This window comes from Aquimarina brevivitae (assembly GCF_004216895.1).
GTDB classification, from domain to species: Bacteria; Bacteroidota; Bacteroidia; order Flavobacteriales; family Flavobacteriaceae; genus Aquimarina; species Aquimarina brevivitae.
In genome coordinates, this window is the sequence record NZ_SGXE01000001.1 from 1,285,173 (window position 1) to 1,307,738 (window position 22,566).

22 protein-coding genes are annotated in these 22,566 nt (G+C 36.7%); 6 read left to right on the forward strand and 16 right to left on the reverse strand.

Annotated features, from left to right (window positions below; all coding sequences use genetic code 11):
- Nucleotides 1-17: 17 nt before the first annotated feature.
- On the forward strand, nucleotides 18-1,652 hold the full coding sequence (gene pafA, locus EV197_RS05470; protein ID WP_130285719.1) for an alkaline phosphatase PafA: 1,635 nt from the start codon (nucleotides 18-20) through the stop codon (nucleotides 1,650-1,652).
- Here the strand turns inward: pafA and EV197_RS05475 are convergent.
- From EV197_RS05475 to gcvP, 4 genes are read right to left on the reverse strand one after another with little or no spacing between them, the layout of a single operon-like run.
- Nucleotides 1,644-2,492, reverse strand: a complete 849-nt coding sequence (locus EV197_RS05475) for a glycosyltransferase family 2 protein (protein WP_130285720.1) — start codon at nucleotides 2,490-2,492, stop codon at nucleotides 1,644-1,646. The two genes, pafA and EV197_RS05475, sit on opposite strands and share 9 nt — an antisense overlap.
- Before the next feature lie 12 nt (nucleotides 2,493-2,504).
- On the reverse strand, nucleotides 2,505-3,029 hold the full coding sequence (locus EV197_RS05480) for a class I SAM-dependent methyltransferase (RefSeq protein WP_130285721.1): 525 nt from the start codon (nucleotides 3,027-3,029) through the stop codon (nucleotides 2,505-2,507).
- A gap of 49 nt (nucleotides 3,030-3,078) precedes the next feature.
- Nucleotides 3,079-3,453, reverse strand: a complete 375-nt coding sequence (locus EV197_RS05485; RefSeq protein WP_130285722.1) for a group III truncated hemoglobin — start codon at nucleotides 3,451-3,453, stop codon at nucleotides 3,079-3,081.
- Nucleotides 3,454-3,508: 55 nt separating this feature from the next.
- Nucleotides 3,509-6,367: an aminomethyl-transferring glycine dehydrogenase gene (gcvP, locus tag EV197_RS05490; RefSeq protein ID WP_130285723.1), complete on the reverse strand. Its 2,859-nt coding sequence runs from the start codon at nucleotides 6,365-6,367 to the stop codon at nucleotides 3,509-3,511.
- Between the two features lie 349 nt (nucleotides 6,368-6,716).
- Between gcvP and EV197_RS05495 the strand changes: the two genes are divergently transcribed.
- On the forward strand, nucleotides 6,717-7,328 hold the full coding sequence (locus tag EV197_RS05495; RefSeq protein WP_130285724.1) for a UbiA prenyltransferase family protein: 612 nt from the start codon (nucleotides 6,717-6,719) through the stop codon (nucleotides 7,326-7,328).
- On the opposite strand, the gene EV197_RS05500 is transcribed toward EV197_RS05495, so the two are convergent.
- The 7 genes from EV197_RS05500 to EV197_RS05530 form a co-directional block, all read right to left on the reverse strand.
- Nucleotides 7,325-7,588, reverse strand: a complete 264-nt coding sequence (locus EV197_RS05500) for a hypothetical protein (RefSeq protein ID WP_130285725.1) — start codon at nucleotides 7,586-7,588, stop codon at nucleotides 7,325-7,327. The genes EV197_RS05495 and EV197_RS05500 overlap by 4 nt on opposite strands.
- 2 nt (nucleotides 7,589-7,590) lie before the next feature.
- The gene (locus tag EV197_RS05505) at nucleotides 7,591-8,145 is read right to left on the reverse strand and encodes a sigma-70 family RNA polymerase sigma factor (RefSeq protein ID WP_130285726.1); all 555 of its coding nucleotides are present in this window, start codon (nucleotides 8,143-8,145) and stop codon (nucleotides 7,591-7,593) included.
- 77 nt (nucleotides 8,146-8,222) lie between these two features.
- Complete coding sequence (locus tag EV197_RS05510) at nucleotides 8,223-8,678, reverse strand: SRPBCC family protein (protein WP_130285727.1); 456 nt, start codon at nucleotides 8,676-8,678, stop codon at nucleotides 8,223-8,225.
- A gap of 3 nt (nucleotides 8,679-8,681) precedes the next feature.
- Nucleotides 8,682-9,587, reverse strand: coding sequence for a TIGR01777 family oxidoreductase (locus EV197_RS05515; protein WP_130285728.1), 906 nt, complete (start codon nucleotides 9,585-9,587; stop codon nucleotides 8,682-8,684).
- A gap of 11 nt (nucleotides 9,588-9,598) precedes the next feature.
- Nucleotides 9,599-10,474, reverse strand: coding sequence for an SAM-dependent methyltransferase (locus tag EV197_RS05520; protein WP_130285729.1), 876 nt, complete (start codon nucleotides 10,472-10,474; stop codon nucleotides 9,599-9,601).
- Nucleotides 10,475-10,485: 11 nt separating this feature from the next.
- On the reverse strand, nucleotides 10,486-10,923 hold the full coding sequence (locus EV197_RS05525) for a hypothetical protein (protein WP_130285730.1): 438 nt from the start codon (nucleotides 10,921-10,923) through the stop codon (nucleotides 10,486-10,488).
- A gap of 60 nt (nucleotides 10,924-10,983) precedes the next feature.
- Nucleotides 10,984-11,487, reverse strand: a complete 504-nt coding sequence (locus EV197_RS05530; RefSeq protein WP_130285731.1) for a GbsR/MarR family transcriptional regulator — start codon at nucleotides 11,485-11,487, stop codon at nucleotides 10,984-10,986.
- A 164-nt stretch (nucleotides 11,488-11,651) separates the two neighbouring features.
- Here EV197_RS05530 and EV197_RS05535 point away from each other — a divergent pair, with 164 nt between their 5' ends.
- Nucleotides 11,652-14,165, forward strand: a complete 2,514-nt coding sequence (locus tag EV197_RS05535; protein WP_130285732.1) for a M20/M25/M40 family metallo-hydrolase — start codon at nucleotides 11,652-11,654, stop codon at nucleotides 14,163-14,165.
- A gap of 68 nt (nucleotides 14,166-14,233) precedes the next feature.
- Here EV197_RS05535 and EV197_RS05540 read toward each other — a convergent pair whose 3' ends face one another.
- The 3 genes from EV197_RS05540 to EV197_RS05550 form a co-directional block, all read right to left on the reverse strand.
- Nucleotides 14,234-16,255 (reverse strand): M3 family metallopeptidase, encoded by a 2,022-nt coding sequence (locus tag EV197_RS05540; protein WP_130285733.1) that lies wholly within the window; start codon nucleotides 16,253-16,255, stop codon nucleotides 14,234-14,236.
- 453 nt (nucleotides 16,256-16,708) lie between these two features.
- Nucleotides 16,709-17,197, reverse strand: coding sequence for a 5-(carboxyamino)imidazole ribonucleotide mutase (gene purE / locus EV197_RS05545; RefSeq protein ID WP_130285734.1), 489 nt, complete (start codon nucleotides 17,195-17,197; stop codon nucleotides 16,709-16,711).
- 4 nt (nucleotides 17,198-17,201) lie between these two features.
- On the reverse strand, nucleotides 17,202-18,377 hold the full coding sequence (locus EV197_RS05550; protein ID WP_130285735.1) for a 5-(carboxyamino)imidazole ribonucleotide synthase: 1,176 nt from the start codon (nucleotides 18,375-18,377) through the stop codon (nucleotides 17,202-17,204).
- Between the two features lie 166 nt (nucleotides 18,378-18,543).
- Here EV197_RS05550 and EV197_RS05555 point away from each other — a divergent pair, with 166 nt between their 5' ends.
- Nucleotides 18,544-19,650, forward strand: a complete 1,107-nt coding sequence (locus EV197_RS05555) for an adenylate kinase (protein WP_130285736.1) — start codon at nucleotides 18,544-18,546, stop codon at nucleotides 19,648-19,650.
- Nucleotides 19,651-19,706: 56 nt separating this feature from the next.
- Complete coding sequence (obgE, locus tag EV197_RS05560) at nucleotides 19,707-20,705, forward strand: GTPase ObgE (protein WP_130285737.1); 999 nt, start codon at nucleotides 19,707-19,709, stop codon at nucleotides 20,703-20,705.
- Here obgE and EV197_RS05565 read toward each other — a convergent pair.
- Entirely contained in the window at nucleotides 20,702-21,022 is a 321-nt protein-coding gene (locus tag EV197_RS05565) for a GNAT family N-acetyltransferase (RefSeq protein WP_130285738.1), read from the reverse strand. The two genes, obgE and EV197_RS05565, sit on opposite strands and share 4 nt — an antisense overlap.
- A gap of 243 nt (nucleotides 21,023-21,265) precedes the next feature.
- Between EV197_RS05565 and EV197_RS05570 the strand changes: the two genes are divergently transcribed.
- The gene (locus EV197_RS05570; RefSeq protein WP_130285739.1) at nucleotides 21,266-21,856 is read left to right on the forward strand and encodes a fasciclin domain-containing protein; all 591 of its coding nucleotides are present in this window, start codon (nucleotides 21,266-21,268) and stop codon (nucleotides 21,854-21,856) included.
- A gap of 64 nt (nucleotides 21,857-21,920) precedes the next feature.
- Here EV197_RS05570 and EV197_RS05575 read toward each other — a convergent pair whose 3' ends face one another.
- On the reverse strand, nucleotides 21,921-22,565 hold the full coding sequence (locus EV197_RS05575; protein ID WP_130285740.1) for a TIGR02117 family protein: 645 nt from the start codon (nucleotides 22,563-22,565) through the stop codon (nucleotides 21,921-21,923).
- Nucleotide 22,566: the final 1 nt, after the last annotated feature.

Here is a 22,566-nt window from a genome sequence, read left to right on the forward strand (position 1 = left end):
ATACTTAAATAATTACCATGAAATCTTTATTTTATTTTACTTTTTTACTTGCAACTTTGGTTTGCTTTGGGCAGCAAAAGAATAAAATCAATCAAAATCCAAAATTGGTAGTCGGCATAGTAGTAGATCAAATGCGATACGATTACCTCACTCGCTTTTATAATCATTATGGAGATGATGGTTTTAAACGATTAATCAATGAAGGTTTCAATTGTAAAAACAATCATTTTAATTATGTACCGACTTACACTGGTCCGGGTCACGCTTCCATATATACAGGAACCACACCATTGAATCACGGTATTATTTCTAATAATTGGTACGATAAGTTTAGTAAAAAAACGGTGTATTGCGCATACGACCCTAAAGGAAATCCTGTAGGGACAGACAATATGGGAGAAACCATGTCACCTCATCTTATGCTGACAACTACGGTAACCGACCAAAATAGATTACATACACAGTTTAGGGGAAAAACAATAGGAGTGTCTATTAAAGATAGAGGAGCTGTATTACCTGCCGGTCATACTGCGAATGCTGCGTATTGGTTTAGAGGCAAAAACGAAGGGAATTGGATTACCAGTGATTACTATGTTAACGAACTGCCACAGTGGGTGGTTGATTTTAATAAATCTCGAATTGTAGAAAATTATGTAACTGTCTGGAACACCTTGAAACCTGTTGAAACTTATATAGAAAGCGGTGCCGATGACACCAAATTTGAGGGTGGGTTTACTGGTAAAGAAACGCCTACATTTCCTTATGATTTAGAAGTGCTTAAGGAGGCTAATGGTGGATACGATATTATAAAGTCTTCTCCTTATGGAAATAGCTTAACTACAGATTTTGCTTTTGCTGCTATAGATGGTGAGTCTTTGGGAGCTGATGAGATAACTGATTTTTTGACGATCAGTTATTCAAGCACTGATTACATAGGTCATAATTTTGGAGTAAACTCCAAAGAGATTCAGGATACTTATATCCGTTTGGATAAGGAAATAGCTAGATTATTGGCTAAATTAGATAACACTGTAGGTAAGGGGGCGTATACAGTATTTTTAACGGCTGATCACGGAGCTGTTAATGTGCCAGCCTATTTAAAATCTGTAAAAATTCCAGCGGGGTATGTGTATAAAAACACCTTTCAAAAAAACATAAATGAGTTTTTACGGAATAAATTCAAATCAGATAGTATAATTGAAAATATTTCCAATAATCAGATATTTTTTAATTACAAGCAACTGGAAAAAAGGAAAATCAATGCTTCTGAATTACAAAAAGTACTAGCTGACTATTTGATAAATCAAGAACAAATTGACAAGGTATATACCCGTGATGATATGGAGTCAGTTAACTATACTCAGGGCATAGCCTCGCTAATACAAAAAGGATTTCATCAAAAACGAAGTGGGGATGTGTTTTTTGTGTTTGATCCAGCTAATATTTCGTATTCATTTACAGGTTCTACCCACGGTAGTGGAATGACCTATGATACCCATGCACCTCTTTTGTTTTTTGGTAATGGAATTAGACAAGGAAGTACGTTTAAAAAAACAAAAATTATAGATATAGCTCCTACGATCTCAGCTTTGCTTGGTATTGCTTTTCCTAATGGAGCTAGTGGAGAAGTATTGATGGACGTATTAGAATAGTTTTTGTTTGATCTTTTGCCAACGAAGTTTTCGAATAAATGCACCTTCTTCTTTGGTAACTAATACATCAATTCGATTACGTTTTGCTTTCATATAACCGATAAAGTAATCAAAAAAATAAGCTGGTTTCTTTTTTAAAAAGGCAAGCTTTAGGGATGCAATCAGTGCTAGCGTTGTACCGTATCTCAATCTATAAAAAGCTTCACCTTGCTTATACTTTGCCTGTTTGGCATAGGTTTTACCAGTTGGCTTTAGATGTTTTACGTGCAAAGTTTTATCCGTAATGATCTTCCAACCATGGTATTGAGCCAAAAGCTCATCTGCCGTATCCCAGCCCATAGCTGCTTTTAGCCCTCCAATGGCTTTAAAGCAATCCTTTCTATAGGCTTTTAATGCCCCCCGAATATGGTCTTTGTTGGTAAGATTTTCTAAAACCCAATTTTTTCCTTTTTGGATGTAACAAAATCCTCCAGCCATACCTGCTTTAGGGTCATTTTCAAAATGCTGATATAAAGTTGCCATATAATTTTCTGGGAAAATAAGATCAGCATCAAATTTGCAAATAATATCATATTGATCATCCAGTGCATTTAGGCCTGCATTAAACGCTTGGATAACCTTACTACCTGGAATATGCTCTTCGGATGAATTAATGGTGAGCATATCCAAAAAATCAAATTTGCTAGCACTAGCTTTTACTATTTTTTCTGTATCATCTGTAGAGTTGTCATTAACCACCAAGATTTTTTCGGGGGTTAACGATTGGTTACACAAGGAATCTAGGGTTTGCCCAATATATTTTTCTTCGTTATGCGCGGGTATGACAATGTATACTCTCATATTAACAATGCGTTACTTTTTCCTTTCGGCATACACAATATAGTAGCGTGGAGTAAAGAGTCTCAATAACGGTCTTAAACCAATTTTTTTTACTGGGTGTGTCCATTTATCTCTAGCCTTGATAGTCCATCCGGCTTTTTCTAATAACCAATCAAATTGCCAATCTTCAAACTCGTGAAAGTGTCGATCCCAAGGGTCTGTTTTGCTCCGATATGCCGGAGAAAACCATAGTCGCAACGGTATTGAGGCTACTAATTTATCCGCTTTGATGTCTTGTAAAACCGTAAAAGGTGATAATAGATGTTCAAAGATTTCAAAAGCAGTAACCACATCTGAATCTGTCGAAGTAATATTTTCAGTTTTTAGATCAAGATCTTCACCTTTGGTATTGGTTACTTGGTATCCAGATTTTTCCATATAGGGAACAAAAGGGTTCTGAACTCCAAGATCCAATATCGTAGCAGGAGGAGGTATATTTTTTAGTAAAAACTCGAGTGTTTTTTTATATCGCTTATGCGGAAATTTTCCTTCGTACATAGATGGTAATTGAGGAGGTAAAAATAACTTTTTTCGACTTTATGCCCTATTATGAAACGGATAATTTAATTTTCATAACCGTGGCAATGGACAGCGCCCTGGTTTTGATCATAGCTGCTTGCGTTCCTTGAAAGTTTTCATCAACAGTATTGTTAAAAATCATTAACCAATGATCGAAATCGGTAAGAGTGATATTTTTTAATGCATTAAGTTGTTGATGTACTTGTAGTACATTGGTTTTGTAATTTCCTGTATGAAATAGTTGTTGTTCCCAAAAATCAACAAGTATTGGCAGGTGGGTTGATAAATCGAGTGGGACAACTTCAGTAAAGAAAATACCTATCTTCTTATCTTGAAGCAATTTAGCATAAAACTTTTCCATCAAAAGCGCTAGGTCCATTCTTGACGTTATATCTCTCTTCATAGGTAAAAAAAAGAGGCAACAATCTGTTGCCTCTTTGTATATATAAATGAAACTATTAAGCTTCTGCTTCTTCCATATACTCCTCAATCGGAGCACAGGTACAGATTAGATTTCTGTCTCCATAAGCATCATCAACGCGTCTTACGGATGGCCAAAATTTATTGTCTGCTACATATGCAAGAGGATATGCTGCTTTTTGTCTACTATAAGGGAAATCCCATTGATCTGCAGTTAACATAGCTAAGGTATGCGGTGCATTTTTCATCACATTATTTGGGTCTTCTGCATTAACTTCATCTATTTCCTTTCTAATGGATAAAAGCGCGTCGCAGAATCGGTCTAATTCTGCTTTACTTTCACTCTCAGTAGGTTCAATCATAATAGTACCAGCTACTGGGAAAGATACTGTTGGGGCATGAAATCCATAATCCATCAGTCGCTTCGCAATATCAGTAACCTCAATACCATTAGCCTTAAAAGGTCTACAGTCGATAATCATTTCGTGTGCAGCTCTTCCACGTTCTCCAGTGTATAAAACATCATAACCACCTTTTAAACGTTCTTTAATATAATTAGCATTGAGAATTGCAAATTCAGTAGCTTCTCGCAAGCCTTTGGTGCCTAGCATTCTTACATATCCATAAGAAATTAAGCAAGCCAGTGAAGATCCCCAAGGAGCTGCAGAAATTGCTGTTATTGCTTGTTCTCCTCCTGTTTTTATGATTGGGTTACCCGGTAAGAAAGGAACAAGTTGCTTGGCAACGCAGATTGGACCTACTCCAGGGCCACCACCTCCGTGTGGTATAGCAAATGTTTTATGTAGATTTAAATGGCATACATCAGCTCCGATGGCTCCAGGATTTGTAATCCCTACTTGAGCATTCATATTAGCACCATCCATATATACCTGTCCACCATTATCGTGTACTATCGAAGTTACTTCTTTTATTGCTGATTCATACACACCATGAGTCGAAGGATAGGTAACCATTAGGGCAGCTAAATTATCTTTATGCTGCTCTGCTTTTTGACGTAAGTCTTCTACATCAATATTTCCTTCTTCTGTAGCTTTAGTTACTACTACTTTCATACCAGCCATAACTGCTGATGCTGGGTTTGTACCGTGGGCAGATGATGGTATTAAACAGATGTTTCTATGGTGATCACCCCGAGACTCGTGATAGGCTTTGATCACCATCAGTCCGGCATACTCTCCCTGAGCTCCAGAATTTGGTTGTAAAGAAGTACCAGAAAAACCAGTAATTTCAGTTAAATAATCTTCCAGGTTTTTTAATACTTTTTGATATCCTTGAGCTTGGTCTACTGGTACAAACGGATGGATATTACCCCACTGAGGATCGCTAAGCGGTAGCATTTCTGCTGCTGCGTTTAGTTTCATCGTACAAGAACCTAAGGCAATCATAGAGTGATTTAATGATAAATCCTTTCGTTCTAACTTTTTGATGTAACGCATCAATTCCGTTTCAGAATGATAGCTATTAAACACCTCATGTGTCATGTAATCAGAGCCTCTTTTTAGATTTTCTGGGATTGCAATAGCAGCGCTTAGGTTTTCAATTGTGTTTGCATTTGTCTTTTTAGCTTCCGCAAAAACAGAAACTATAGCGTTGAGATCAGCTAATGTTGCCGCTTCATTAAGCGAAATAGATACTGTATTCTCATCTGGATAGTAGAAGTTAATCTCTTTTTGTTCGGCTATTGTTTTAATCGTTGAAGCCTCCGCGGATATACGAATCGTATCAAAATAATGAGTATTTAGTTGAGTATACCCAAGTGCTGTAATTTTTTCTGCGATTGAAACTGTTGACTGGTGCACTTTCTTGGCAATGTATTTCAGTCCTTCAGGACCGTGGTACACTGCGTACATACCGGCCATAACCGCTAGTAGTACTTGTGCAGTACAGATATTTGAAGTTGCTTTATCTCGTTTAATGTGTTGTTCTCTGGTTTGTAAGGCCATACGTAAGGCTCTATTACCATCGATATCTTGGGTTACACCAATTATACGTCCAGGAATATTTCTTTTGTATTCTTCGCGTGTAGCAAAATAAGCCGCGTGTGGACCTCCATAACCTAGTGGAATCCCAAAGCGTTGTGTAGTACCCACTACAACATCCGCACCTAAACTCCCCGGTGATTTTAATAACACTAAACTAAGAATATCCGCAGCAACAGCCACTTTAATCTCTGCCTGATGCGCTTTGGTAATAAACTCACCGTAATCATAGATTTCGCCTGACTTACCAGGGTATTGTACAAGAGCTCCATAAAAGTCTTCACCAAAAGTAAATGTTCTATGGTCACCAATCACTAGCTCAATGTCTAGCGGCAAAGCTCTAGTTTCTAGTAAGGATAGTGTTTGTGGTAGCAATTCTTCAGAAACAAAGAACTTGTTAACGTTTGCCTTTTTCTGAGCTCTAGAGCGAACAGCAAACAACATTGTCATCGCCTCTGCAGCTGAGGTACTCTCATCGAGTAAAGAAGCATTAGCAAGTTCCATACCAGTAAGGTCGCTGATCATAGTTTGAAAATTCAGCAGTGCTTCTAAGCGTCCTTGTGCAATTTCTGCCTGGTAAGGCGTATAAGCAGTATACCATCCTGGATTTTCAAGAATATTTCGTTGTATCACTGCCGGCAAACAGGATTCATGATACCCCAATCCAATGTATGATTTAAACATCTTGTTGTCGGCTGAGAGTGCATGGATATGATTGGCATATTCTTGCTCACTCATCGCCGAAGGCAGATTTAATGGGTGTTTTAATAAAATATCGTCCGGAACCGTTTCAAAAATTAATTGTTCCATGGATTCGACATTTACGGTTTTTAGCATAAGTTCTAAATCCTTTTTTGAAGGACCTATATGTCTTAATTTAAAAGAATCTGTTTGCATAGCAATTACAAGTTGAAATTGAAAGCGCAAAAATACACATTATATCCCAAAATATCAGCAATTCTACCCAACAGTAAAAGGCAAGTTTTTAACTAATAGTATATCTTATCAACAATAAACTTATTTTTGCAGGGTGAAAGTTTTTGAAAGGTTTTTTAGGTTTTATATTAACAGTAGTATACACGTTGCTATAGCGATATGTGCACTGCTAATTTTGACTGCGCTTAAATATAATTTTCACCTGAATTATTACTATTTAGGGTTTCATTTTTTCGGTGCTATCGTAGGCTATAATTTTGTAAAGTATACTAAAGTTGCTCGTTTGTATCATCCTCAACTTACAAGGTCGATGAAGGTGATACGACTATTTACATTACTTGCTTTACTTGCTGCTCTTGGCTTGTTTTTTTTTCTAGATCCTATAATAGTGCTGTTCTTGGCGCCTTTTGCATTGCTAACCCTGCTCTATGTAGCTCCTGTTTTTCCAAAGACTACTAATCTTAGAAATTTAGCGGGTGTTAAAATTTTTATTATAGCTCTGGTATGGGCGGGAATCTCTGTGCTGGTTCCTGCTATGTATACCCTTTTAGATTTTACAGACGCCCTTTGGCTTGAATTTATTCAACGCTTTTTATTAGTGGTTGTTATTATGTTGCCTTTTGAGATTAGGGATTTGCCATACGACCCTAGGGAATTAAAAACGATTCCACAGCAGTTTGGGGTAAGAAAGACTAAAATAATAGGAAGTTTGCTTTTGTTGTTTTTTGTGGTATTAGATATCGTTAAAAACACTTCGGAATCTTTTGAAATTACATCTTCAATAGCAATTGCACTAGTAAGTGGTGCTTTTTTGTGGGGGGCTTCAACAACACAGCCTAGATATTATTGTGCTTTTTGGGTGGAAAGTATACCTGTCATGTGGTTGACGTTGTATACACTTTTTGATCTTATAAAAAACTAATCTTTTTCGGCAAGTTTTTCTTGCACTCGCTGTTGTAGTGCTTTTTTAGTACCTGGATCCATAGTATGCACTTCGGAGTTCGATATGAGTTTGGAAAGGCGGTTGTTTTTAGAAGAGTATTTTCTACATGCTTTACAATATAGGAGATGAATGTTTAACTTAACTTTCTCCCATAAAGAAGCTTCTCTGTATTGGTTCTTATCACAGAAATGGTTTGCTTCTCCACATTTAACGATTATGTTATTCTTTTGTTCACTCATCTTTAGTTAAACCAATTTTTTTCCAAACAATCAGCCATTGCTGTACGTGCTCTGTGGATTATAACCCAAAGGTTAGACGCAGTAATATCAAATTCATTACAAATAGCTTCTGTATCAAAACCTTCGATTGTTTTTCGCTTAAATATAAGGGCTTGTTTCTCCGGTAATTTTTCGATACAGTTAAGAATTGCTAAACCTAACTCTGTATTTTCAATTTTGGATTCTGCATTGAGATCATCTATGTCGGCTACTTGTTCTTCTAACCAATCTCCTTCTGATTCATCGGAGTTGTAATTCATTCTTACTTCAGCCTTGCCTTTTTTGCTATTGATTTTTCTATAGTAATCAATAATTTTTCGCTTTAAAATAGCAATTAACCAGGTTCTTTCGCTTGCCTCTCCTTTAAAGTTTTTAAGTGATTTGAGACCTGCAAAAAAAGTTTCTTGTACTAAATCTTCTGCTATTTCCTTATCGTTAACTCTTACGATGGTATAATTATACAGGTAATCACTGTATTTATCTACCCAAGTATTAGGATTTAATTTGTGGTTAGCCATTTAGCTCGAAGATTGAATAGGTTCAAAAATAGGAGAAAAAATCAATTAATTTGATACTTCAACTATAAAACTATAGTTTAGGTATCAGTCATAGCTCTTTCTTTTAGCAATGTGTTTCTATGCAGTAAGAATTGAGTAAGGTGTTTTTTTATCCATAAAAAATCTATCAGCGAACCAATTTTGCCATAGGGTACTTGATAAGAAAGTATATCAGTCATATAAGTATAGGTGTGATCGGTATCAAATAGATGTTGGTGTTTAAAGTAATTGAAGTGACCGCTAACCATTTCATCCGTAAAAGATTTGGGAAAGTCGTATTGGGTTATTAAACTTTGATGAGTTAAATATAAAACAAAGTGTTTTCCCTTCCAGGTAACTGTTTCTCCCAGTTCGATTAACCCAGTGGATCTGCCAGCGATTACTTTTTCGTTGGTTTTGCTTGCAGTTTTTATATGAAAATCAATACTTCTAGATAAATTAAACACCTTTTCAATGGGTGCTTTTATTGTGGTAGTAAGTTTTATTACTGTCATAGCTTATAAATTTTCTAATGCGGAAGCTACATCTGGATATTCAAATTTAAATCCGTGATTTAAAAGTATTTCTGGATAAACAAAACGGCTTTTAAGGATTAATTCTGTTTCAGTATTGATCAATCGTGCACCGAGTTCAAGTACGGTTTTTGGCAAAGCCATTCCAAAGGGTAAGTTTAAAGAATTCCTCAGTTGTCTCATAAAATCAGTGTTCTTTATAACTTGTGGAGCAACAATATTGATTGCTCCTTTGAGGCTATTATGGTTAATAATGTAGTCGATACTTCTGCAGAAATCCAACTCGTGGATCCAACTAATCATTTGTTTACCACTTCCTTGTTTTCCACCCAATCCAATTTGGGCAAGTTTTTTGATTGGTACGAAGGCTCCTCCTGTTTTGCCGAATACAATAGAAGTTCTTAATGCCACTTTTCGAGTCTGTGGAGTACCACAGTTAAAAAAACTGTTTTCCCATTGTTTGGCTACATTTTCAGAAAAGGTAGCCCCTAGAACACCCTTAGATTCAGTCATGGGCATTTGTTCGGAATGTTGATAAATGGTTGCTGTAGACGAATTCAACCAAATTTTTGGAGGTACTTTACAAGCTCTTACTGCTTCACCAAGTAGGGTTGTAGGCTGAATTCTTGATTGTAAAATGAGTTCCTTATTTTTGTCCGTATACCTACAATCCACAGATTTACCACATAAATTAATTAGTGCGTCACAATTTTCAAGCGTAGTAGTCCAATCCCCTAAGGTTGTAGCATCCCAAAGGCAATAGTTGATAGTATTACTTTTTAATGTTTTATTGCGGGTAAGTATGGTCACTTGGTAGTTTTGGTTTACAAAATAGTCGCTTAATACCTGACCTAAAAATCCTGAACCTCCTGCAATTACAATTTTTTTCATCGTTTAATAATTTATTTGGTAGCTGTAATAATGTAATATCCAAAATCTGTGAAGTGCAATCCTGAGAGCAATGCGAATAGTGATCCTTTCAGGTTGTTCCAGCTTTGTGATCTTATGGTTTCCCTTTTGACTATCTTTTTTAACAGAAAACCGATAATCGCGAAAGGAACATGTAAAACGGATGGAGCTACCTGCCAAGAAATGTTTTCTAGGGTAACTTTACGAAAACCTATGTTGTATAGCGATTGCTTTACCTCTTGTATAGAACGCAGCCCCTGAAGACTCCAGCCCATACACAATTGCTCGTAGCAGTAGTTGCTTATACTGCATAGCTCTTGAGGTTCTTTTCTTAAGAATGCATCGGCAATGACAACTGAAGCACCTGGTTTGAGTACTCTATAGACTTCAATGAAGGCTTCGTCTGAATGTCCTGCATGGCAAAAACTTTCAATGGCAAATGCTCCGTCAGCGGTATTGTTGGCTATGGGTAGGTTTCTAAAGTCAGCATTAATAATTAACCCGTTCTTGTTTGCTATTTTTTGGTTTCCTAATTCAACTTGTTTGTTGGAAATTGTAGTACCTAGTGCATTTATATAAGGATATTGCAGCAATAGCTGATGCATTGTACCTCCAATACCACATCCTAAATCCAAGACTAAGCTTTCTTTTTTAGGAAAGGATAACCTTTTAAGTACCTGATGATTCATTTCATTTAACATAGAATCTCTTTTCAAAAACGTATTTTTAAAAGGGATGTAATAGCCAAAGTGCATGTTATGATCTTTACTCCAATGCAAATAATCTTCCGTGGCTTCATCATAAAAATCAATGATTTTTTCTTTAGTAGCTGCTTGTTTAAGTTTTTGTATTAGGGTGGAGGTATCCATATTTTTAAATGTTAAGAGAATAAGTAATAAGAATTATGTAGGGCTAATAGGATGAAAACGATAGCAAAAAGTAAAAACAACGCATTCATACCATAGCTTCCTACAGTAAACAAAGTAACTTTTGGGATATCATACATAGGATAGTAGGCAATTTGCGTAGCGACTTTTCCTACCCAGTACACTGCAATAAGGCTTGTTATAGCGAAAGCTAAAGCACTAGGGGTTCTGAGCTCTTCTGTTAACGTTATTGCCATCAAACCAAAGAAAAAATTAAGTCCTTGAATGTACCATCCATAGGTTTTGGCAATTTCTTGATTAAGCGGTTTTAGCTTTTCAATATCCTTATACCAGTCAAAAATCCGATGGCGGATGTAAGGATAAATCAGTGCTGTAAAAATTTGGCCAACACCGCCAATTATAATTAGCCAATTAGGAATGCTTATATTCATTTTTATTTTGTTTTAAAGTTTCAGAAAATATTGAAATATATTAATAAATAAAAAACTGACTTATTTCATCAGTTTTAATAAGGTTTTCGTCATCCAGTTTTGTTCTCTGTTAACTATGGTGTTCATAAAGGTATCCAGATTACTAGCTAAATCGTGTAATGCCTTGGTTTGTGTAATGAGTTCCTTGGATTTCTTGCTGCCGTCTGTTTTGATGCTAGAGACTTCTTTCAACACTTTTATGGTAGGTTGAAGTTCTCTACGACTTCTTTCTTTTGCAATTTGTCTGGCTAACTCTTGTACGTCTTTCTCGCTGGTAAAGTATTCTTTTCGTTCTCCTATTTTGTTTTCTTTAAATACGATTCCCCAATCGATTAGCTGTCTTAAATTCATACTGGTGTTACCACGAGAAATATGAAGCTCTTCCATAATATCCTCCATAGATAGGGGGTCTGGTGAAATCAAGAGTAAAGCATGTATCTGTGCCATGGCCTTATTGATCCCCCATAAACTACCGAGAGAACCCCAGGTGGTGATAAACTTATGTTTCGCTTCTTCAAATTCCATAAAACAAAAGTAATTAATAAATTCTAAACTTTCAAAAAAAATTGAAATTTAATATTTAATATGCTCTTGTAACGATCTTTACAGTTGTTATATTGTGGTTTTTCCGTTTTTGTTATCCGCTGATTTTGTGTAAGTTACATATACTAACACAAACTCACTTAATTATGAAAAATTTTAAATTGCAAACAGCAATGGTTTTGCTGTTCTTTCTTTTTCATGGGCTTTACGCCCAGAAATCACCCACTCACTTTTATGGTACCATGCAAACTGAAGACGCCATAGATCTAAGAAGTAATCACCCTAAGGATATTCAAATTATTGAATCGATGAATGGATATAGTGCGGTGCTACTTAGTGAAAAAGCTGCGGAGGAGTTGCATCATAAGGTTTTGGTACATGGCCCCGGCTTTTTGTATGAAGACTCTAAAGAAAAAGCAATAGCTGCTATAAAAAAGATAAATACAGCTCAAACAAAAGCAGCTCGGATATCTTATGCGATAACCCAGCAGGATTTGGTAAGACAAAGTTTGGATTTGGTAAACAATCAAAATATAGCGAATCAAATACAGCAATTAGAGGCCTATGGTACACGATATCATACAACTAATAGCGCACGTCAATCGGTATTAGATCTCAAAACTATTTGGGAAGGTTTAGCAGGTAATCGAACAGATGTTAATGTACGACTTGTCAATCACTCCAGTACCAATATGCCTTCACTGGTAATGACGGTAACCGGTACGGAAAATCCGGATGAATTTGTAATTCTTGGTGGTCACATCGATTCTACTGCAGGGGGTTCAAATTCTGTTGCTCCTGGTGCAGATGATAATGCTTCTGGTATTGCTACCATAACAGAAGTTGCCCGGGTTCTTTTTGATATGAATTTTAAACCTAAACGCACAATTGAGTTTATGGCTTTTGCCGCAGAAGAAGTTGGTCTAAGAGGCTCCAAAGAAATTGCGGAGTCTTACCGAAATAACAATGTCAATGTGGTTAGCTATATGCAATTGGATATGACGAATTATAAGGGATCGGTCTATGATGCCTATATTTCTACCGATAGTTATAACGATGATGATTTGAATAACTTTATGATTGCGCTTTTAAATTTTTATAATGCATCAGGAACCCATCAGATAACTTACGGAACCTCGCGCTGTAACTATGGATGCTCTGATCATTATAGTTGGGCGCAGCAAGGCTATAATGTTACTTTTCCATTTGAGGCTAAGTTTGGGGAGCATAATCCTAATATACATACCACCAGAGATACCTTTGATCGCTCTCCAACTCCAAATGCTACCCACGCCGCCAAATTTGCCAAGCTAGGGTTAGAGTATATGATAGAAATTGCCAATGGAGTAGAGACAGATCCTGGTGGAGAGGAGTGCGCCACAACCATCAGTTCTTATCCATATCTTCAAAGTTTTGAAAATACCATTGGGCAATGGACCCAGGTCGCTAATGATGATCTCGATTGGTCGGTGGATGCTAATGGAACTCCCTCTAGCGGAACCGGACCCTCTTCTGCAGCGAATGGGAATTATTATATCTATGTAGAGGCTTCAGGAAACGGCACTGGTTATCCTAATAAAAAAGCCGAGCTGTTATCACCTTGTTTTGAACTTAGCAACTTGACCAATGCTGAATTGAGTTTTAGTTATCATATGCAAGGTAGTTCGGTTGGTACACTGAACATGGATCTTAGTGAAGATGAAGGAGCAACTTGGAGCTCTGTATTTACGATATCCGGATCTCAAGGGAGTAGTTGGCAAACAGCAACAATTGACCTTAGTGCATATACCGGAAGTGTTCAACTTCGCCTAGGTGCATTAACCGCCACCAGTTGGCAAGGTGACATCACGGTAGACCAAATTACAATAGCTGAGGCAAGTGGCGATCCAGACCCAGATCCAGATCTATGCGAGGCTTTAAATTTTAATGAGTTTAGTATGGTCTCGTTTTCTAACCAGGATTCCGATGGGACCTATACCATAGCTTCAGACGGATCAGCGCTAAGCTTAACCAACAATACCTGGAAATACATTGCGTATCCTTATACAGTTACTGCTTCAACCGTTGTTGAGGTAACATTATCCAGTACCTCTGAAGGTGAAATTCATGGATTTGGTTTTGAAAATGATAATAGTTTGACCTCTAGCAGATATTTCAAATTGCACGGTACACAGAACTACGGAATCACCAATTATGATAATTATTCTGGTGGATCTAAAACCTACGTCATCCCGGTTGGAGATTTTTATACGGGAGCTATGGATCGACTTGTTTTTATCAATGATCATGATTCAGGAAGTGGTAATACTTCAACCTTTTCTAATGTAAAGATATATGAAGGTTCTTGCGCTAGGACGAGTAGTATAGTACAGTTTGGAACTACTGTTCCTGTCTATGGTAATGAAGAAGAGGTGACAAAAGGTGTATTGATTTATCCAAATCCTGCACAAAACACTTTTGAAATCCTGGTGGCTAAAAACTCAGGTATTGATCAAGCAACAATTTATAGTCTATCCGGTCAGCGTATTGCAAGTTTTTCGCTTACATCAGGAAGAAATCAATTTGCTATAGCACAACTTAAGCTTTCCGCAGGCATGTATCTCGTAAAAACTACAGGGCCCGGTGGAGAGGAAATTGTCCACAAACTAAGTGTAGAATAAAGTTTCAATGAATTGGAATTAAAAAGCGAGGGAGTGTGACTCCCTCGCTTTATTTTGTTCTTTGTTAGTTATTGGATCAAACCAGCTCTTCGCAGTAATGCGTCAGGTTTGGGTTCTTGACCTCTAAACCTTTTATACAATTCCATAGGGTTTTCTGTACCTCCTTTAGAAAGTATATGTTCTTTAAAAGCGGTAGCGATTTTGGAGTTAAAGATTCCATTTTCTTTGAAAAATTCAAATGCGTCTGCGTCTAAAACTTCCGCCCACTTATAGGAATAATACCCGGCAGCATAACCCCCTTGGAATATATGAGAAAATGCTGTGCTCATGCAGGTTTCTTCAGTCTCTGGGTATAATGCGGTATTTTTGAAGGCTTCTTTTTCATTGGTTTTTACATCAGTAATGTGGCTTGGGTCGTCAGTGTGCCAAGACAAATCTAAAAACCCAAAACTCAACTGCCTCACCGTAGCTAGACCTTCCATAAATGTCGATGATTCTTTGATTTTATGAACCAGTTCCATTGGAATCACCTCTCCGGTTTCATAGTGCTTGGCAAATAGTTCCAGAGCCTCTTGTTCATAACACCAATTTTCTAAAACCTGACTTGGTAATTCTACAAAATCCCAGTATACACTTGTTCCTGAGAGTCCGGGATAGGTCGTGTTAGCCAGCATGCCATGTAGTGCGTGACCAAACTCGTGAAATAAGGTAGTAACTTCGTTAAAAGTTAATAAAGAGGGTTTGCTGGATGTTGGTTTGGTAAAATTACAAACGATAGAAATATGAGGTCTGATATTTTTTCCACCTTTTACCATTTGAGGTTTATAGGATGTCATCCATGCGCCATTTCGTTTACCAGGTCTGGGATGAAAATCAGCATATAAAACAGCAATGAAGTTGCCCTCTTGGTCTGTGACATTGTAGGTTTTTACATCCGGGTGGTAGGTATCTATGGTTTCAGTTTTGTCAAAAGTTAATCCAAACAGTCGATGGGAAATTTCAAAAACACCTTCGATAACATTATCTAATTTGAAATAGGGTTTTAGTTTTTCGTCATCAAGATCAAAAAGTTTTTGCTTCAACTTTTCGGTATAATAAGTGCCATCCCATTTTTGAAGCTGCTTAATTCCGTCTTTTTCTTTTGCAAAGTTTTCAAGTTGCTTAAATTCTCTTTCTGCTGCAGGCTTTGCTTTGACCAGCATATCATTTAAAAAATCGTACACATTTTCTGGAGTTTCAGCCATTCGCTCTTCTAACACAAAATGAGCGTGAGATTTAAAACCAAGAAGCTGTGCTCTTTGATGTCTTAATTTAGCTATTTGTAATACGATTTTTTGATTGTCCAACTCATCGTTATGGAAACCTTTAGACCCAAAAGCAAGGGAAAGTTTTTTGCGCAGTTCTCTGTTATCAGCATACGTCATAAAGGGAATATAACTAGGATAATCCAAGGTAATGAGCCAACCCTTCAAATCCTTTGCTTCTGCCAATGCTTTCGCAGCTTCTTTGGCTCCGTCAGGTAAACCAGAAAGATCAGATTCGTTGGTGATATGTAGTTCAAATTTATTGGTTTCGGCAAGTACATTCTCTCCAAAATTGAGACTCAACTTAGATAATTGCTTATCAATTTCGCGAAGCTTACTTTTCTTGTCCTCATTAAGATTAGCACCGTTTCTTGAAAAAGACTTGTATTTTTTGTCCAAAAGCATTTGTTGCTCCTTAGTAAGTGATAAGGATTCGCGCTGATCATAAATACGCTTTACACGTTCAAATAGCGACTTGTTTAATCTTATATCATTACTAAACTCAGATAGTAATGGAGAGATTTCTTGAGCAGTTTTTTGTATGTGTTCATTGGTCTCCGCACTATTAAGATTAAAAAACACGCTGGTTACTCTGTCCAGGAGTTCTCCGCTATAATCTAAAGCTGCAATCGTATTATCAAAGGTTGCTGGTTCGGGATTATTCGTTATTTGATCAATTTCTTCTTTAGCTTTTTCAATTCCATTTTTTATTGCAGGCAAAAAATGCGCTGGTTCAATTTTGGAAAATGGTGCCAGATCAAAAGTATGTAGTAATGGATTACTCATTTTTAATTATTTAAGGTTTACATCTAAACGTAAAATCTAATCAGATTTTAGTAGTAGCATCACAGAAGATCAAAGATATTGAATGAGATACACTTTTAATACCACTTTTGTTTTTGATTTTTCTTCAATTTTAGCTTAGAAAAGGTGATTTTCTTGTTTGAATGTGTGTTTTTTCAAACAAATGGATAATGTATTCAGTCAAAAAAGTCGGATTTAGCTATAAATTTGTGTATTTCGTCGAAAATATTGTTAAAATTTATGTTACTTGTATGGTGTAATGAAAGTAAGGTTTTACCTTTGTTATAGGTTTTAAGAGTAATGGTCTTACGATAAATTTTTTTGTGTAATATATTTAAGTTGGTTAATAAATATTGTTATATTCATTGTAAGACCTGATATTAAAAGAGTCACCATTGGTGACTCTTTTTTTAGTATCTATATTTGAAGCTTGCTTTAGCTTTTATTGATTTGCTTGGCTCCTTCGATTACCTTTTGTTTAAGTCCTTCTTTGTAAACTAAAATTTTATCCAAAATACATTTGTCAGATGCACCTAAGATTTGAGCAGCCAAGATACCTGCATTTTGTGCACCATCTAGCGCTACTGTAGCAACAGGAACTCCACCAGGCATTTGTAATATTGACAAAACCGAATCCCATCCGTCGATGGAGTTTCTTGATTTTACCGGTACGCCTATGACCGGAAGAGGAGATAAAGAGGCTACCATACCGGGTAAGTGCGCAGCTCCACCGGCACCTGCGATGATTACTTTTATACCTTTAGTGTGTGCGTTTTTGGCATAGTCGAATAATTTTTCGGGTGTGCGATGCGCTGATACGATATCAACGTCAACTTCGATATCAAAACCTTTAAGGATTTCGATAGCTTTTTCCATAACGGGCATATCACTAGTACTGCCCATAATTACACCTACTTTACTCATGCTATTAAATTTTAATACGTTTTTTTTCGCTTACAACCGCTATGGTGTTTTTAACTTCTTCGGCTATTTTTCGTGCTTCAGCGATATCTTTATTTACGATGGTTACGTGCCCCATTTTTCTAAACGGTCGGGTTTGCTTTTTGCCATAAATATGGGGAGTAACCCCATCCATACTCATAATTTGAGCGATGTTTTGGTAAATGACATCGCCTTCATATCCTTCTGCTCCTACTAAATTGACCATAATACCAGCTACCTTACTTTCTGTAGCACCTAATGGAAGGTCAAGAACGGCTCTAATATGTTGTTCAAATTGATTGGTATAACTAGCTTCAATGCTGTAATGTCCACTATTATGAGGTCTAGGAGCCACTTCGTTAACCAAAATTTCGTCATCTTGGGTTTGAAACATCTCGACCGCCAATAACCCAACATGTTGATAAGCTTCTGAAACCTGCAAAGCCACGGCAATTGCTTTTTTAGCTACTTGATCATCAATCCTTGCCGGACAGATGACGTATTCAACCTGATTTGCTTCAGGATGAAATTCCATTTCTACTACCGGATAAGTTTTTACCTCTCCCTTTGGGCTACGAGCAACAATTACGGCCAATTCATTTTTAAAATCAATCATCTCCTCAGCGATACATTCCGTATCCGCAAGTTGAGCTACATCTTTACCTGATTTTATAACCGAGACTCCTTTACCATCGTATCCTCCTTCTGTACTTTTCCAAACAAAAGGTAGTTTAACCCTATTATTGGTAATGCCTTCAGCTAGATGCGCTTTGTTAGCAAACTTTATAAATGGTGCCGTAGGGATCTTATTTTGTTGGTAAAATTCCTTTTGCTTTCCTTTGTTCCGAATTGTTTGTAGAGTACTTGCCGACGGGTATACAGTTATGCCCTCTTGTTCTAACTTATCAAGCGCATCCACATTTACATTTTCTATTTCAATGGTAAGTACATCTACCTTTTTGCCAAAATGGTATACCGTATCAAAGTCCAGTAAATCTCCGGTTTCAAAATGGTTGCACGCTAGGCGACAAGGAGCATCAAAACTAGGGTCCAAGACATAGGTGGTAATATCGTATTTACGGGTTTCATAAAGCATCATTTTGCCTAATTGCCCTCCACCTAAGATTCCTAATTTAAAATTCGAAGAAAAATAATTTGTCATTTTTTAGAATTAGATTGTCTTTGGGCAACAAAAATAGTCGTTTTCGATAGGAAATACCATTTAATTCTTAGGGAATTGCATTGGATAAACTTTTAATACCTAGTTTGGAATGATTATCTTTGCACTTTTAATTTTTGAAACAAGTTAAAAGCTTAGTTCACTGACGATGATAAAATTGCAGGATTTAGCATTTGAACCCTTTATTGACCAGCAACAAATTGAGCAATCGATAACTAAGCTGTCAGCTGATCTATCTATTCACTTTGCGGATAAGACACCTTTATTTTTAGCGGTATTAAATGGAGCTTTTATGTTTGCTTCAGAAGTAGCAAAGCGATTTGAAGGTGCGGCAGAGTTCAGTTTCATTAAAGTAGCCTCCTACTCAGGTACGGAATCGACAGAAGAGGTCAAAGAACTCATAGGATTACAGACAAAGGTTACCGATAGGAGTGTCGTAATACTAGAGGATATCGTAGACACCGGAAATACGGTTGAGTTTGTAAACCGTTACTTACGTCAGCTAGGATGCAAGAATATTAAGATTGCTACCTTATTTTTTAAACCTGAAGCTTACAAAAAAGAAATAACAATTGATTATATAGGAATAACTATTCCTAACAGATTTATAGTTGGGTATGGCCTTGATTATAACGGTCTCGGAAGAAACCTAACAGACGTTTATCAACTAAAAACAAACAACATGACAAATTTGGTGTTATTTGGACCTCCAGGTGCAGGTAAAGGAACACAGGCAGAAGTTTTAAAAGAAACCTATGATTTAGTACATATTTCGACCGGAGATGTATTTCGATTTAATATTAAAAACGAAACAGCATTAGGAATGCTGGCTAAGTCTTATATAGATAAAGGACAGCTAGTGCCAGATGAGGTAACGATCAAAATGTTGAATGCTGAGGTAGATAAAAATCCTGAAGCTAAAGGTTTTATATTTGATGGTTTTCCTAGAACAGAGGCTCAAGCAGATGCGTTAGCTGAACTATTGGCATCCAAAGGAACTGAAGTAAGTGCCATGGTTGCTTTAGAGGTAGATGATGAAATTTTGGTACAGCGACTTTTAGAAAGAGGAAAAACGTCAGGCAGGGCAGATGATGCAGATGAAAAAGTGATCAGAAACCGAATAAAGGTGTATTATGATGAGACTGCTATCTTAAAAGAGTATTATCAAAAGCAAGATAAGTATCATGGGGTTGACGGTGTGGGTAGTATTGAGGAGATAACTGCTCGATTAAGTGCTGTGATCAATAGGTTATAAGCGTATATATTGTAAATAAATAACGTTTGGAGTATTCTCCAAATAATTAGTAGAGTATGACAGAGGGAAATTTTGTGGATTACGTAAAATTGCACATTGCTTCTGGTAAGGGGGGTAGAGGTTCTGCTCACCTGCACAGAGAAAAGTATATTGCAAAAGGAGGACCAGATGGAGGAGATGGCGGACGTGGAGGACACGTAATTATCAAAGCTAACCCTAATATGTGGACTCTTTATCATTTAAAGTTTAAAAGACATTTTAGAGCGGGTCATGGAGAAAATGGAGGATCTAGCCGAAGTACCGGTGCCGATGGAGAGGATGTTTATATTCAAGTACCTCTTGGTACTGTGATTCGTGAAACCGAAACACAAAAAATAATCAAAGAGATTACCGAGCCTGGACAAGAATATGTTGTGGCAGAAGGAGGAATGGGCGGTAGAGGTAACTGGCATTTTAAAAGTTCCACTAATCAAACACCACGATATGCACAACCTGGTATTGAAGGGGAAGAGGCGGATATCACCTTGGAGCTTAAAATATTGGCTGATGTCGGACTCGTTGGTTTTCCTAATGCGGGAAAATCCACCTTATTGTCGGTGGTAACTGCTGCAAAACCCAAAATTGCAGACTACGAGTTTACTACTTTAAAACCAAATCTCGGTATTGTAGAATACAGAGATTTTCAAACCTTTGTAATGGCAGACATTCCAGGAATTATTGAGGGTGCTGCCGAAGGTAAGGGGATAGGTCACCGTTTTCTTAGACACATAGAACGCAACTCTACCTTGTTGTTCTTAATCCCAGCGGATGCCCCAGATATTACAAAACAATACGAAATTTTGTTAGATGAATTGAGGAGGTATAATCCAGAGCTATTGGATAAAGAGCGTATAATCGCTATTTCCAAGAGTGATATGCTGGATGACGAGCTGCGATCCGAAATGAAAAAAGAGTTGGATGCAAAACTACCGATACCATATCTCTTTATATCTTCGGTCGCTCAACAAGGATTACAAGAGCTAAAGGATAAATTGTGGCAGATGCTAACGGATTAAATGTTATAACCTTCTTTAAGAATATCTTTTCCCAACTCTGGATGTTTCTTTATGTATGCAGCTACAAAAGGGCATAGGGGCACCAGGCGGTAACCTTGTTCTTTTATGTAGGCTAAGCTTTTTTTGACCAATGCGCTGCCAACTCCATTTCCTTCTAAAGCATCGGGGACTTCAGTATGTGTTAAGTAAATTACATTGTCCTTAGTTAAGATATATTCAATGAATGCGGTTTGCTCTTCTATTTTTAATTCAAATCTCTTTTTTGGACGATCAACGTTATTTTCAAACGTTGCATTCGATAGATTAAGTTTTGCCATTTCTAGTTTTTTCTAAAAATAAAGGTTGTGAGCTTTATTAACTTTTAAAATTGGGTTAAACTTTTGGTTTCAATTCCAATATTTTGAAAACCATAAGCACTAAAAGACGAATAGTAGAAAATTTGCAACGAATACTCATTTACTAATTGCTGTGTACAACATTTAAAATATTTTTAACTAGATGTATATACGATTTGACCAATTGTAAAGTTCATCATATTAAACACACAAATCACACAATCTATGTCTATTAAAAAACCTTTTTTGGGGTTATTGTTCAGTATCCCATTACTCTTAATTTCCTGCAATTCTGAAAAAAAGCCTAAAGATGCTAAAGTACAAGATAATCGAATAGCACAACATTCAGAACCTACTAACACAAATCATAGTGTTGCAAAAGTGATTGCTGTTGATAAAGGTTTTAGTACCTTTTCTAAATGGTTAAGTGCTTCTGGCTATGATAAGAAACTGGCAGCAAAGGGTCCTTATACTGTTTTTGCACCTACCAATTATGCTTTTGAAAACTTGTATCCTGGTACTACTGAAAAATTGATGCTTCCGGAACATAGAGAGAAATTGACAGCAATTTTGGAGTATCATATTATACCCGGTTTAATTAATGAAAATGATATTTTTAAAGCTATTGATGATTATGGAGGTAGTGTAAAGCTAAAAACCTTAGGGGGTAAAAAATTAATAGCCTCACGTAAACATGGTAATGTATATTTAATCGATGAAAAAGGAAATGGAGGCAAGCTCATTACTACTAATATAGAAGCGGATAACGGTATTATGCATACGATAGATGACATTATGCAGCCTAAACAAAAATAAAGAGAATACTAGTAACCACCGTTAAATCATCAACCGGAAATCCATATGTCGATTTTCGGTTTTTTTATTGGTGTAAATACAATAACCCAAAATCGAAAGGTGTCCATAAAGAGGCCTTAATTTCACTTTCTTTAAAGCCGCGATTAACCCAAGAATTACAGGTGTTAAAACAGGTATAGCTGCCCTTGGCAGTATAAAAGTTATCTTGTTTCCAATAACCGGGTTGTGGTTTTAGCATAAGGCTGCTGGTGCTGTCTATGACAAAACTGTCTTGGATAAATTGATTTAATGATTGAAGTTGATCTTTCGATACCTTAATAGAAACCCAATGGGCTTTAAACTTTTGATACCTGCTAACGTGAATCAGGGTAGGTGTGTTTAAAAACAAGGCTTTTAACCCCACTGCTGGTGTAATATCTTTCCACGTAGGCGTGTTAGCATAAAAGTTTTTGTCGCCCCAGCCAAAAGATATATACCTTTCTTTTTCGCGGTGTTTTAAATTGTTTAGTAAAAAGGGGGATAAGTTTTTTTTAGGCATAACAATTTCTAAATGAATCCCATTTGTGCTTAAATAGATATCATAGTTGGCATTAGTTGCTGTCTCGGTATTTACAGGAATATAACTACAGATAATAGCTATGATCAAGTATAATAAAGGAAAGCAAAGGCAGTACGCAATAATTCTTAGAATTTTTCTAATCATTTTCATA

Excerpts from the sequence above, each read along its gene's own strand:
- pafA (WP_130285719.1), top strand. The coding sequence starts at position 18 with ATGAAATCTTTATTTTATTTTACTTTTTTACTTGCAACTTTGGTTTGC.
- EV197_RS05475 (WP_130285720.1), bottom strand. The coding sequence starts at position 2,492 with ATGAGAGTATACATTGTCATACCCGCGCATAACGAAGAAAAATATATT.
- EV197_RS05480 (WP_130285721.1), bottom strand. The coding sequence starts at position 3,029 with ATGTACGAAGGAAAATTTCCGCATAAGCGATATAAAAAAACACTCGAG.
- EV197_RS05485 (WP_130285722.1), bottom strand. The coding sequence starts at position 3,453 with ATGAAGAGAGATATAACGTCAAGAATGGACCTAGCGCTTTTGATGGAA.
- gcvP (WP_130285723.1), bottom strand. The coding sequence starts at position 6,367 with ATGCAAACAGATTCTTTTAAATTAAGACATATAGGTCCTTCAAAAAAG.
- EV197_RS05495 (WP_130285724.1), top strand. The coding sequence starts at position 6,717 with ATGAAGGTGATACGACTATTTACATTACTTGCTTTACTTGCTGCTCTT.
- EV197_RS05500 (WP_130285725.1), bottom strand. The coding sequence starts at position 7,588 with ATGAGTGAACAAAAGAATAACATAATCGTTAAATGTGGAGAAGCAAAC.
- EV197_RS05505 (WP_130285726.1), bottom strand. The coding sequence starts at position 8,145 with ATGGCTAACCACAAATTAAATCCTAATACTTGGGTAGATAAATACAGT.
- EV197_RS05510 (WP_130285727.1), bottom strand. The coding sequence starts at position 8,678 with ATGACAGTAATAAAACTTACTACCACAATAAAAGCACCCATTGAAAAG.
- EV197_RS05515 (WP_130285728.1), bottom strand. The coding sequence starts at position 9,587 with ATGAAAAAAATTGTAATTGCAGGAGGTTCAGGATTTTTAGGTCAGGTA.
- EV197_RS05520 (WP_130285729.1), bottom strand. The coding sequence starts at position 10,474 with ATGGATACCTCCACCCTAATACAAAAACTTAAACAAGCAGCTACTAAA.
- EV197_RS05525 (WP_130285730.1), bottom strand. The coding sequence starts at position 10,923 with ATGAATATAAGCATTCCTAATTGGCTAATTATAATTGGCGGTGTTGGC.
- EV197_RS05530 (WP_130285731.1), bottom strand. The coding sequence starts at position 11,487 with ATGGAATTTGAAGAAGCGAAACATAAGTTTATCACCACCTGGGGTTCT.
- EV197_RS05535 (WP_130285732.1), top strand. The coding sequence starts at position 11,652 with ATGAAAAATTTTAAATTGCAAACAGCAATGGTTTTGCTGTTCTTTCTT.
- EV197_RS05540 (WP_130285733.1), bottom strand. The coding sequence starts at position 16,255 with ATGAGTAATCCATTACTACATACTTTTGATCTGGCACCATTTTCCAAA.
- purE (WP_130285734.1), bottom strand. The coding sequence starts at position 17,197 with ATGAGTAAAGTAGGTGTAATTATGGGCAGTACTAGTGATATGCCCGTT.
- EV197_RS05550 (WP_130285735.1), bottom strand. The coding sequence starts at position 18,377 with ATGACAAATTATTTTTCTTCGAATTTTAAATTAGGAATCTTAGGTGGA.
- EV197_RS05555 (WP_130285736.1), top strand. The coding sequence starts at position 18,544 with ATGATAAAATTGCAGGATTTAGCATTTGAACCCTTTATTGACCAGCAA.
- obgE (WP_130285737.1), top strand. The coding sequence starts at position 19,707 with ATGACAGAGGGAAATTTTGTGGATTACGTAAAATTGCACATTGCTTCT.
- EV197_RS05565 (WP_130285738.1), bottom strand. The coding sequence starts at position 21,022 with ATGGCAAAACTTAATCTATCGAATGCAACGTTTGAAAATAACGTTGAT.
- EV197_RS05570 (WP_130285739.1), top strand. The coding sequence starts at position 21,266 with ATGTCTATTAAAAAACCTTTTTTGGGGTTATTGTTCAGTATCCCATTA.
- EV197_RS05575 (WP_130285740.1), bottom strand. The coding sequence starts at position 22,565 with ATGAAAATGATTAGAAAAATTCTAAGAATTATTGCGTACTGCCTTTGC.